The sequence below is a fragment of the Citrobacter sp. ABFQG genome, assembly GCF_004322975.1.
Taxonomy (GTDB): domain Bacteria; phylum Pseudomonadota; class Gammaproteobacteria; order Enterobacterales; family Enterobacteriaceae; genus Citrobacter; species Citrobacter freundii.
Genome location: NZ_CP036435.1, coordinates 1,809,764 through 1,821,898, shown reverse-complemented (window position 1 = coordinate 1,821,898; position 12,135 = coordinate 1,809,764). Strand labels below are relative to the sequence as shown.

The window sequence follows — 12,135 nt, the reverse complement described above, 5'->3', positions numbered from 1 at the left end:
TCCCCCAAAACCGTCCCGCTGTGGCATCATAGCGCGCAGATAACGTCATGACAGGGGTGATAAACGTGAAACCGGTAACGCTATACGATGTGGCAGACCATGCAGGTGTCTCTTACCAGACCGTCTCGCGCGTCGTTAATCAGGCCAGCCACGTTTCCGCAAAAACCCGACAAAAAGTTGAGGCCGCGATGGCGGAACTCAATTACATCCCTAACCGCGTCGCACAGCAGCTGGCTGGCAAACAGACGCCGCTGATTGGCGTTGTGACGGCGAACCTTGCCCTGCATGCCCCCTCACAAATCGTTGCCGCCATAAAATCCCGTGCCGACCAGTCCGGTGCCAGCGTGGTGATCGCCATGGTCGAGCGCAGCGGCGTTGAGGCATGTAAAGCCGCGGTCCACAACCTGCTTTCTCAGCGCGTAACCGGGCTTATCATCAACTATCCACTGGATGAAGAAGACGCCATTGCCGTGGCCGCCGCCTGCGGTACGGTGCCGGTGCTGTTTCTCGATGTCTCTGACCTGACGCCAATTAACAGCGTGATTTTCTCGCATGACGACGGCGCGCGCCTCGGCGTTGAACATCTGGTGCAGTACGGACATCAGCGTATCGCCCTGCTGAGCGGGCCGCACACTTCCGTTTCGGCAAGGCTTCGCCGTGCGGGCTGGCACAAGTATCTGGCACATTACCAGCTACAACCCGTTGTGGAGCTGGAAGGCGACTGGAGTGCGATGTCTGGTTTTCAGCAAACGATGCATATGCTGAATAACGGTAACCTCCCTACCGCCATGCTGGTCGCTAACGATCAAATGGCGCTGGGCGCGATGCGCGCAATCAGCGAGTTCGGTCTGCGGGTGGCGGTAGATATCTCGGTGATTGGCTACGATGATACCGAAGACAGCGCCTGCTACATTCCACCGCTGACCACCATCAGGCAGGATTTTCCGTTATTGGGTGAAACCAGCGTCGACAGGCTGCTGCAACTTCCCCGTGGCGAATCAACCGTGGGCAACCAACTGCTGCCCGTCACCCTGGTTAAGCGCAAAACGGTTCTGCCACCCAACACCCAAACCACCTCACCCCAGGCGCTGGCCGATTCATTGATCCAGCTCGCGCGGCAAGTTTCTCAGCTCGCACCCAAATTGTGAACGCACAACAATTGTGTGAGTCAGTTCACTCATTGAACGCCCTATCCTTTACAGTTGGGATCGCTTATCCGTATTTTGATTGAAATTGTGAGCGTATAACAAATTCAAACAGGATACCGTTATGAACCTGAACACAGATTCACTCTCCGCTGTTCTGGCCCGCCGTGACTGGGAAAATCCCGGCGTCACGCAGCTCAACCGCCTGGAGGCGCATCCACCGTTCTGTAGCTGGCGTTCAGCAGATGACGCACGTACGAATCAGCGTTCGAGTCAGTTACGCTCGCTGAATGGCCAGTGGCAATTTGCCTGGTTTGCCGCGCCGGAGGCTGTGCCGGAAAGCTGGCTGACAAGCGATCTGCCACAAGCTGATACTGTCAACGTCCCCTCGAACTGGCAGATGGACGGTTACGATGCACCAATTTATACCAACGTCACCTACCCAATCCCGGTTAACCCTCCGTACGTTCCGGCACAGAACCCGACAGGATGTTACTCGCTCACATTTTATATTGACGATATCTGGTTAGATGAGGGTCAGACGCGCATTATTTTTGACGGCGTGAACTCCGCATTTCATTTGTGGTGCAACGGCCGCTGGGTCGGCTACGGACAGGACAGCCGCCTGCCATCTGAATTCGATCTTAGCGATTATCTGCAGCACGGCGAAAACCGTCTGGCGGTGATGGTGCTGCGCTGGAGCGATGGCAGCTATCTGGAAGACCAGGATATGTGGCGCATGAGCGGTATTTTTCGCGACGTATCTTTGCTGCATAAGCCCACAACGCAAATTCGCGACCTGCGCATTAATACCTGGTTTAACGACGACTTCAGCCGCGCCACGCTGGCAGTGGAAGTCAGAGTAGCGGGCAACGCGAGCGAAGATTTACGCGTAGCCCTGCAATTGTGGGAGGGGGAAACGCTCACAGCCGAAACGAATTCCCCACTCGGCAGTGAGATTATTGATGAACGCGGTGCTTATCATGACCGGGTGACTCTGTGTCTGAACGTCAAAAAACCGGCTCTGTGGAGTGCCGAAACGCCCAATCTGTACCGCGCCGTTGTGCAGTTGCGCACCGCGGACGGAGCGCTGATAGAAGCGGAGGCCTGTGACGTCGGCTTTCGTCAGGTTTGCATTGAAAACGGACTGCTGTTACTCAATGGTAAGCCGCTGTTGATTCGCGGTACCAACCGTCATGAGCACCATCCGATCAACGGCCAGGTGATGGATGAGGCGACGATGGTGCAAGACATCATCCTGATGAAGCAGAATAACTTCAACGCCGTGCGCTGCTCCCATTACCCAAATCACCCGCTGTGGTACACCCTGTGCGATCGCTACGGCTTGTATGTCGTCGACGAAGCCAACATTGAAACCCACGGCATGGTGCCGATGAATCGCCTCACCGACGATCCCGCATGGTTGCCTGCCATGAGCCAGCGCGTCACGCGCATGGTGCAGCGCGATCGCAACCATCCGAGCATTATCATCTGGTCTCTGGGCAATGAATCCGGCCATGGCGTCAATCACGACGCGCTCTACCGCTGGATAAAATCAGAAGACCCGTCACGCCCGGTACAATATGAAGGCGGCGGCGCAAATACCGCAGCGACCGATATTATTTGCCCGATGTACGCCCGCGTCGATCAGGATCAACCCTTCCCCGCCGCCCCCAAATGGTCGATTAAAAAGTGGCTGTCGATGCCCGGCGAGCAGCGTCCGCTGATCCTTTGTGAATATGCCCACGCCATGGGCAACAGTTTCGGTGGCTTTGCCAAATACTGGCAAGCGTTCCGTCAGTATCCGCGCCTGCAGGGCGGATTTGTCTGGGACTGGGTGGATCAGTCGCTGACCAAATATGATGAGAACGGCAAAGCATGGTCAGCCTACGGTGGCGATTTTGGCGACACACCTAACGATCGTCAGTTTTGCATGAACGGGCTGGTGTTCGCCGATCGCACCCCACACCCGGCGTTATACGAGGCCAAACATGAACAGCAGTTTTTCCAGTTCACGTTACTGCCGGGCGCTAAACGCCAGATTGAAGTGACCAGCGAATATCTGTTCCGCCGCAGCGATAACGAAGTTCTGCACTGGTCTATTGCCCAGGACGGCAACCCGCTGGCCGCCGGAGAAATCGTTCTGGATATCGCTCCACAGGGTCGCCAGGTGATTACCCTGCCAGATGTCCCGATGCCGGAAACCGCAGGTCAGCTGTGGCTGACGGTACGCGTAGAACAACCTCAGGCAACCGCGTGGTCAGACGCCGGGCACATCAGCGCCTGGCAGCAATGGAAGCTTCAAGAGAAGCTCAGCCTGACGCAACTGCCGTCTGCCCGCACCGCGCCACAGCTCAATGTGAGCGAAAACGTCTTTACTGTTGAGAACGACCACAAGCGCTGGCAATTCGACCGTCAGTCTGGCCTGCTGACACAGTACTGGATTGGCGATTCAGCCCAACTGTTAACTCCGCTTACTGACCAGTTCACCCGCGCCCCGCTGGACAACGACATCGGCGTGAGCGAGTCAACCCGCATCGACCCGAACGCCTGGGTCGAACGCTGGAAGGCCGCCGGTCACTATCAGGCTGAAGCAACGTTACTACACTGTGCTGCCAATACGCTGAGCGATGCGGTACTGATCACCACTGAACATGCGTGGCAGTATCAGGGCGAAACGCTGTTCATCAGCCGAAAAAGCTACCGCATTGACGGCAAGGGTGAAATGCAGATAACGGTGGATGTCGACGTTGCCAGCGGTACGCCGCATCCGGCCCGCATCGGCCTGAGCTGCCAGTTAGTGCAGATCTCAGAGCGAGTGAACTGGTTAGGTCTCGGTCCACATGAGAACTACCCGGACCGTCTGGGCGCCGCCTGTTTTGATCGCTGGGATCTGTCGCTTGATGAGATGTACACCCCGTATGTTTTCCCAAGTGAAAACGGTCTGCGCTGCGGCACGCGCGAACTGCACTACGGCGCGCACCAGTGGCGTGGGGACTTCCTGTTCAACATCAGCCGCTTTAGCCAGCAGCAACTGATGGCAACCAGCCACCGCCATTTGCTGCAGCCTGAGGCGGGCACCTGGCTCAATATTGATGGCTTCCATATGGGCGTTGGCGGCGATGATTCGTGGAGCCCTTCCGTGTCGCCGGAATTTCTGCTGAGCGCCGGACGCTACCACTTCCAGTTCATCTGGGGCCAAAAATAATAATATAAGTTGGGCAGGCCCAAACCTGCCCGCATTTATAGGAAGTCTGTTATATATTATTTAAAAAACACTAACTTTTGGATGTTCGGCTTTTTCTTCTTCTTTTACTTTTTTATTATGGGTGCGTATTTCCCCTTCTTCCCCATCTGGTTACACGAGGTAAACCATATCAGTAAAGGCGATACCGGCATCATCTTCGCCTGTATCTCACTGTTTTCTTTGTTATTTCAGCCAATTTTCGGACTACTCTCCGACAAGCTTGGCCTGCGTAAACATCTGCTGTGGGTAATTACCGGCATGCTGGTAATGTTTGCCCCGTTCTTTATTTACATTTTTGGTCCGTTATTACAAGTTAATATTTTACTGGGTTCAATTGTCGGTGGGATTTACCTTGGCTTTATTTACAATGCCGGCGCTCCGGCGATTGAAGCCTATATTGAAAAAGCCAGCCGCCGAAGCAACTTTGAATTTGGTCGCGCGCGCATGTTTGGGTGCGTGGGCTGGGCGCTGTGCGCCTCGATTGCCGGCATTATGTTCACCATCAATAACCAATTTGTCTTTTGGTTAGGCTCCGGCTGCGCGGTCATTTTGGCATTGCTGCTGTTATTTTCAAAAACAGATGCCCCCTCTTCTGCAAAAGTCGCGGATGCGGTAGGCGCCAATAACTCGGCATTCAGCCTGAAGCTGGCGCTGGAGTTATTTAAACAACCAAAACTTTGGTTCCTTTCCCTGTACGTAGTTGGCGTTTCCTGTACTTACGATGTGTTTGACCAGCAGTTCGCCAACTTCTTTACCTCGTTCTTTGCCACCGGCGAACAGGGCACCCGCGTGTTTGGCTACGTCACGACGATGGGAGAATTACTCAACGCCTCAATCATGTTCTTTGCGCCGCTGATTGTGAATCGCATCGGCGGGAAGAACGCCCTGCTGCTGGCAGGTACGATTATGTCGGTAAGGATTATTGGCTCCTCATTCGCCACCACTGCGCTGGAAGTCGTTATTCTCAAAACGTTGCATATGTTTGAGATACCGTTCCTGATCGTCGGTTGCTTCAAATACATCACCAGTCAGTTTGAAGTGCGTTTCTCGGCGACGATTTATCTGGTGTGTTTCTGCTTCTTCAAACAGTTAGCAATGATTTTCATGTCAGTTCTGGCCGGGAAAATGTATGAAAGTATTGGTTTCCAGGGAGCTTATCTGGTGCTGGGGATTATTGCGCTGAGCTTCACGTTGATTTCCGTATTTACCCTAAGTGGACCGGGGCCGTTTTCCCGCGTTTTCACCCCGGCAAGTAAACAAGTCTGAAGACAAATAACAAGAAGGAATATCTTCGATGAGCATGTCTATGAGAGACAGAATGAAAGCAGGCAAGCTGTTTACTGATATGTGCGAGGGGCTGCCGGAAGAGAGACTGCGCGGAAAGGAGTTAATGTATGAATTTAACCACACGCGTCCATCGGAGATTAAAAAGAGGGAAAAACTGATTCGTGAAATGTTTGCCACCGTGGGAGAGAATGCGTGGATCGAGCCTCCCATTTATTTCTCTTACGGCAGCAATATTCACATTGGCAAAAACTTCTACGCCAATTTTAACTTTACCATTGTGGATGATTACACGGTAACCATTGGCGATAACGTATTAATTGCGCCAAACGTCACTATCTCGGTAACAGGTCACCCTGTTCATCATGAATTAAGGAAATCCGGAGAGATGTTTTCCTTTCCGGTCACCATCGGCAATAACGTATGGATTGGCAGTAATGTGGTCATCAATCCAGGCGTAACGATTGGCGATAATTCCGTGATTGGCGCAGGGAGTGTCGTCACAAAAGACATTCCGGCAAATGTCGTGGCTGTGGGAGTTCCCTGTCGGGTTATCCGCGAGATAAATGACAGAGATAAGCAATATTATTATAAAAACTATAAATTAGAAGATGCTCTTTGATACTGGGCATAACGCCGGATGGTGCCGCATTGCGGCTTATCCGGCGACCAGGCCCGGTAAGCATCGCGCCACCGGGCCTGGTTATAACCGCTATTCCTCGATCGCCTGACGGATTTGCTGTAACGACGCGGGATCGTCAATGGTCGTCAGATCGCCGGGATCGCGGCCTTCGCAGATCGCCTGGATCGTCCGTCTGAGCATTTTACCGGAACGTGTTTTCGGCAACTGCGACACAAACCAGACGTGTGTCGGACGGCCAAAGTTGCCAATCTGGTTGTCCACCAGCGCCATAATCGCCTTCTCTTCCGAATGTGCGATGTCGCGATCTTCAAGGCTGTCGCTCTGTTTCGGAATAACAAACGCGACCGCTACCTGCCCTTTCAGCGCGTCCTTCACGCCGACTACCGCCACTTCGGCAACGTTCGGATAGCTGGAAATACTCTCCTCGATCTCGCGCGTCCCCAACCGGTGCCCTGCCACGTTTATCACGTCATCCGTACGCCCCAGAATGAAGTAATAGCCGTCAGCGTCACGAATGCCCCAGTCAAAGGTGGCGTACACCTGGCGAGAAAACAGCGACCAGTAGGTATTCACAAACCGCGCGTCATCGCCCCAGATGGTCTGGATACAGCCCGGCGGCAGCGGGCCTTCAATCACCAACATGCCCTTTTCGTTCGCCGCACAGGGTTCACCAGTGACTTCATTGAGCAGTTGTACGTTGTAGCCGTACATCGGCACCCCGGGACTGCCCAGACGCGACGGCCTGTCGTCTAGGCCGCGGGCAATCGCCATAATTGGCCAGCCGGATTCGGTCTGCCAGTAGTTATCGATAACCGGGACGCCCAGCGTTTCTGTTACCCAACTGGCGGTTGGTTCGTCCAGCGGTTCCCCCGCCAGATACAACACCTCCAGCGAGGAGAGATCGTGATTACGGATTTGCGCGGTCGGGAATTTCTTCAGCACGCGGATGGCGGTCGGAGCGGAGAACATCCGGCAGACCTGATACTTCTCAACAATTTTCCACCATACACCACAGTCCGGATACGTTGGCAGACCTTCGTAAACCACCGTCGCCATCCCCGCCAGCAGCGGGGCATACACGATATACGAATGCCCAACTACCCAGCCGATATCCGACGCGCAGAAGAACACGCCGCCCGCTTTACCGCCGAAAATGGTGTCCATCGAGGTCGCCAGCGCGACCGCATAGCCGCCAACGTCGCGCTGGACGCCTTTCGGTTTACCGGTTGTCCCGGAGGTGTAGAGAATGCAGGAGGTTTCGTTCGATTCCAGCCAGACAACTGGTACCCTCGCGCCGAGATGCTGTTGGCGCAGGGCGGCAAAGTCGAGGTCACGTCCCTCGACCCGCGCCATTTTCGCCAGACCGCGATCGACCAGCACCACATGACGCGGTCGGTGCTGCGCCTGTTCGATCGCATCATCGAGCAGCTTTTTATACGGCAGGATCTTGCCCCCGCGCGCCCCGGCATCCGCCGAGACGATAACCACCGGTCTGGCGTCGTCGATGCGCGCCGCCACGCTGTGCGAGGCGAAACCACCGAACACCACCGAATGAATTGCCCCAATGCGTGCGCAGGCCAGCAGCGTAATATGCGCCTCGGCGATCATCGGCATATACACCAGCACCCGATCGCCACGCTGTACGCCCAGCGACAATAGCATCGCCGCCGCGACGTTCACTTCGTCATACAGCTGACGAAAGGTAAACGTGCGTTCTTCTTCAGTTTCTGATGACACAGCAATCAGCGCCAGCGCGTCAGGCTGTTTCTCCAGCCAGCGGTCGATGGCGTTATGACACAGATTGGTCGTGCCGCCGCAAAACCAGCGGGCAAACGGCGGGTTGCTGTGGTCCAGTACCTGCGTATACGGCTGCTGCCAGTCAATACGCTGGGCCTGCTCGGCCCAGAACGACTCCGGTTGCGTTATAGAACGTTGATAAAACTCGCTATAAGACATAATGCTCTCCTGTTGAACTTACGCCTTGCTGCACGCTGGTTTAAATAATGAAGAGATCCATATACTCATTGACCGGCATCTGCTCCAGGCGAGTTCTGTCCAGGGAGACATCCAGGATGCGCTGCTGCTGACGGGTCGGGAACTGACGCGCCAGGTTGATTTTGAACTTCTCGACCAGCTTCGGCATGCCGTCAGCACGACGACGCGCATGGCCGATTGGGTATTCCACTACCACTTCTTCAAAGCGTGAGCCGTCGGTGAATTCCAGAGTGATGGCGTTGGCGATGGCGCGTTTTTCAGGGTCGTGGTAATCGGCGGTAAAGGCCGGATCTTCGAAGCAGTTGATCTTCTCGCGCAGTGCATCAATGCGTTTGTCCTGCGCCACGCCGTCTTCGTAATCTGCCGCCGTTAAGCGCCCGAACAGCAGCGGAATGGCCACCATATACTGGATACAGTGATCCCTGTCCGCCGGGTTATTCAGCGGGCCTTTTTTATCGATGATGCGGATACAGGCTTCGTGCGTACGAATGGTCACTTTTTCGATATCGGCAGCGGTCTTACCTGCGGCCTGTAACCGCTCGTACAGCGTCATGGCCGCTTCTACCGCGGTCTGCGAGTGGAACTCGGCCGGGAAGGAGATTTTAAACAGCACGTTTTCCATCACATAAGAGCCGTATGGGCGCTGGAAGCGGAAAGATTCGCCTTTGAAAGAGACGTCGTAAAAGCCCCAGGTTTTCGCCGTCAGCGCAGACGGATATCCCATCTCACCGGTTTTCGCCATCAATGCCAGACGTACCGCGCGCGAGGTCGCATCGCCTGCGGCCCAGGATTTACGCGTGCCGGTATTTGGTGCATGGCGATAAGTACGCAGCGACTGGCCGTCGACCCACGCCAGCGACACGGCGTTGAGAATTTCATCCCGGTTCAGGCCAAGCATCTCAGCGACCACTGCCGTGGAGGCCACTTTTACCAGCAGGACGTGATCGAGACCAACACGGTTAAACGAGTTTTCCAGCGCGATACAGCCCTGAATCTCATGAGCTTTGATCATCCCGGTCAGCACCGTTTTCATGGTCAACGGCGCTTTCCCCACCGCCACCGCATTACGCGACAGCCAGTCAGCCGTGGCCAGAATACCGCCGAGGTTATCAGAAGGATGACCCCACTCAGCGGCAAGCCAGGTATCGTTGAAGTCCAGCCAGCGGATCATCGCACCGATGTTAAACGCCGCCTGCACCGGGTCGAGCTGGAACTGGGTGCCAGGTACGCGCACGCCGTTCGGTACCACTGTACCTGGGACGACCGGCCCCAGCAGTTTTTTACAGGCCGGATATTCCAGCGCTTCGAGGCCGCAGCCTAAGGTATCAAGCAGGCAATAATGCGCAGTGTCATACGCCACCTTCGAGGTGATCTCGTAGTTCATGACGTAATCAACGATATCAACGATTTCACGGTCAAATTCGGGGCGGACGTTCAAAATATGTGCGGACATAGGGTACATTTCCTGTTTTTTATCTTTAGAGGTTTTTGAATTAGCAACGTTTTTCAATCGGGACAAATTCGCGATCTTCCGGGCCGGTATAGTTGGCGGAAGGACGGATAATTTTGTTGTCCTGACGCTGTTCGATAATGTGCGCCGCCCAGCCGGTGACGCGGGCGATGACAAACAGCGGGGTGAACATTTCGGTGGGAACGCCCATCATGTTGTAAGAGACCGCCGAGAACCAGTCGAGGTTGGGGAACATCTTTTTCGTTTCCCACATTACGTCTTCCAGACGGTCAGCGATGTTGTACATTTTCAGCGAACCACCTTCCTGAGAAAGCTGTTTCGCCACGCGCTTGATCACCTGATGGCGCGGGTCGGCGATGGTGTAAACCGGATGGCCAAAGCCAATCACCACTTCTTTGTTTTCCACGCGTTTACGGATATCTGCTTCGGCTTCGTCCGGCGTTTCGTAGCGCTGTTGGATCTCCAGCGACACTTCATTCGCCCCGCCGTGTTTCGGTCCACGCAGTGCGCCAATCGCGCCGATAATCGCGGAATACATATCGGAGCCGGTCCCGGCAATCACGCGGCTGGTAAAGGTGGAGGCGTTAAATTCGTGCTCGGCGTACAGCACCAGCGAAATATGCATCGCTTTTTCCCAGCTTCGCGAAGGTTTTTCGCCATGCAGCAGGTGCAGGAAGTGACCGCCAATGGAATCATCGTCAGTTTCCGGCTGAATACGCTCGCCGTTATGGCTGTAGTGATACCAGTACAAAAGGATTGAACTGAGCGACGCCAGTAGCTTGTCGGCAATATCGCGCGCGCCGGAGACGGTATGACCTTCTTTTTCCGGCAGCGTACAGCCCAGCGCGGAGACGCCGGTGCGCATCACATCCATCGGATGCGAGGCAGCAGGCAGCGCTTCCAGCACGGTGCGTACGTTAGCAGGCAGTCCGCGCAGCGCTTTGAGTTTGCTTTTATAGGCGGTGAGTTCATCGCGGGTGGGTAATTTCCCGTGGATCAGCAGATGCGCGACTTCTTCAAATTCGCACTGCTGCGCCAGGTCGAGAATATCGTAGCCACGATAGTGCAGGTCGTTACCGCTTTTGCCTACGGTACACAGCGCGGTATTTCCGGCGGCAACGCCTGACAGCGCAACCGATTTTTTAGGTTTAATGACATGGGTACTATTTTGCAGGATCGTTGTGTCGCTCATGTTGTCCTCGTCATTTTTATAATATGTAGGGTACAAATTTATTGCCGGATGGCGGCTGTGCCTTATCCGGCCTACGACGGTTACTTTTTGCTATACAACGCGTCGAGTTTCTCTTCGAACTGGTAATAATTGATGCTTTCGTAAAGCTCGTTACGCGTCTGCATAATGTCGATCACGCTCTTTTGCGTTCCTTCCTGACGCAGCACGTTGTAAACCTTTTCCGCAGCACGGTTCATAGCGCGGAAAGCCGACAGCGGATACAGCGCCATCGCGACGTTTGCGCTGCGCAGTTCATCGGTGGTGAACAGCGGCGTAGCGCCAAATTCGGTAATGTTGGCGAGGATCGGCACCTGCACCGCGTCGGCAAACTGGCGGTACATCGCAAGCTCGGTGATGGCTTCCGGAAACAGCATGTCCGCGCCTGCTTCGACGTACGCCTGGGCACGTTCGATGGCTGCCTCTAACCCTTCCACCGCCAGCGCATCGGTCCGCGCCATGATGACAAAGTTGGGATCGGTACGTGCATCCACCGCGGCGCGGATCCTGTCGACCATCTCTTCTTTAGAGACGATCGCTTTGTTCGGGCGATGGCCGCAGCGCTTAGCGCCGATCTGATCTTCAATATGCAGCGCTGCAGCACCCGCTTTGGAAATCGACTTCACGGTACGCGCCACGTTGAAGGCTGACGATCCAAACCCGATATCCGCATCCACCAGCAAGGGCAGCGGGCAAACATCCGTAATGCGACGAATATCAGTCAGCACATCATCAAGGGTAGAAATACCGAGATCCGGCAGCCCCAGTGACCCCGCAGCGACGCCGCCGCCGGAGAGATAAATCGCCTGATACCCGGCACGTTGGGCCAGCAGAGCGTGATTGGCGTTGATGGTGCCCACGATTTGTAATGGATTTTCTTTGCTGAGCGCGGCGCGAAACGCCAGCCCTGGGGAGTGTAGAGACATATCCCGTCCTCTTGTTATCAACTTGTTAGCATTCGTTGATTTACTTAAAGCAAGGGGTATGCCAAAGACCTTAATTTTTAATTAATTTATAGATCTCCCTTAAAAAACAATACCTTAATATAAATTACTGTATCTTTGATGCACAAAAGCGTGTCAGCTATCGTTTCATGAAACGTTCCTTCACGTTTCATTGCAA

8 protein-coding genes are annotated in these 12,135 nt (G+C 54.7%); 4 read left to right on the top strand and 4 right to left on the bottom strand.

Features of this window, described 5'->3' with window-relative positions:
* Positions 1 to 65 precede the first annotated feature (65 nt).
* The 4 genes from WN16_RS08745 (at position 66) to lacA (ending at position 6,298) form a co-directional block, all read left to right on the top strand.
* Positions 66 to 1,148: a LacI family DNA-binding transcriptional regulator gene (locus WN16_RS08745; RefSeq protein WP_044699311.1), complete on the top strand. Its 1,083-nt coding sequence runs from the start codon at positions 66 to 68 to the stop codon at positions 1,146 to 1,148.
* A gap of 121 nt (positions 1,149 to 1,269) precedes the next feature.
* A complete protein-coding gene (locus WN16_RS08740) occupies positions 1,270 to 4,353 on the top strand; it encodes a beta-galactosidase (protein WP_044699310.1) in 3,084 nt (1,027 codons plus the stop codon).
* Positions 4,354 to 4,404: 51 nt separating this feature from the next.
* The gene (locus WN16_RS08735; protein ID WP_044699309.1) at positions 4,405 to 5,658 is read left to right on the top strand and encodes an MFS transporter; all 1,254 of its coding nucleotides are present in this window, start codon (positions 4,405 to 4,407) and stop codon (positions 5,656 to 5,658) included.
* Positions 5,659 to 5,686: 28 nt separating this feature from the next.
* Complete coding sequence (gene lacA, locus WN16_RS08730; protein ID WP_003021330.1) at positions 5,687 to 6,298, top strand: galactoside O-acetyltransferase; 612 nt, start codon at positions 5,687 to 5,689, stop codon at positions 6,296 to 6,298.
* Positions 6,299 to 6,388: 90 nt separating this feature from the next.
* Here the strand turns inward: lacA and prpE are convergent, their stop codons facing one another.
* The 4 genes from prpE to prpB form a co-directional block, all read right to left on the bottom strand.
* Positions 6,389 to 8,275, bottom strand: coding sequence for a propionate--CoA ligase (prpE, locus tag WN16_RS08725; protein WP_103790846.1), 1,887 nt, complete (start codon positions 8,273 to 8,275; stop codon positions 6,389 to 6,391).
* A gap of 40 nt (positions 8,276 to 8,315) precedes the next feature.
* Positions 8,316 to 9,767 (bottom strand): bifunctional 2-methylcitrate dehydratase/aconitate hydratase, encoded by a 1,452-nt coding sequence (locus WN16_RS08720; RefSeq protein WP_044699306.1) that lies wholly within the window; start codon positions 9,765 to 9,767, stop codon positions 8,316 to 8,318.
* Positions 9,768 to 9,807: 40 nt separating this feature from the next.
* Positions 9,808 to 10,977, bottom strand: coding sequence for a 2-methylcitrate synthase (prpC, locus tag WN16_RS08715; RefSeq protein WP_003838667.1), 1,170 nt, complete (start codon positions 10,975 to 10,977; stop codon positions 9,808 to 9,810).
* 80 nt (positions 10,978 to 11,057) lie between these two features.
* Complete coding sequence (prpB, locus tag WN16_RS08710; protein WP_044699304.1) at positions 11,058 to 11,939, bottom strand: methylisocitrate lyase; 882 nt, start codon at positions 11,937 to 11,939, stop codon at positions 11,058 to 11,060.
* Positions 11,940 to 12,135: the final 196 nt, after the last annotated feature.

Coding starts and splice junctions, on each gene's coding strand:
- WN16_RS08740 (WP_044699310.1), top strand. CDS start 1,270: ATGAACCTGAACACAGATTCACTCTCCGCTGTTCTGGCCCGCCGTGAC.
- lacA (WP_003021330.1), top strand. CDS start 5,687: ATGAGCATGTCTATGAGAGACAGAATGAAAGCAGGCAAGCTGTTTACT.
- prpE (WP_103790846.1), bottom strand. CDS start 8,275: ATGTCTTATAGCGAGTTTTATCAACGTTCTATAACGCAACCGGAGTCG.
- WN16_RS08720 (WP_044699306.1), bottom strand. CDS start 9,767: ATGTCCGCACATATTTTGAACGTCCGCCCCGAATTTGACCGTGAAATC.
- prpC (WP_003838667.1), bottom strand. CDS start 10,977: ATGAGCGACACAACGATCCTGCAAAATAGTACCCATGTCATTAAACCT.
- prpB (WP_044699304.1), bottom strand. CDS start 11,939: ATGTCTCTACACTCCCCAGGGCTGGCGTTTCGCGCCGCGCTCAGCAAA.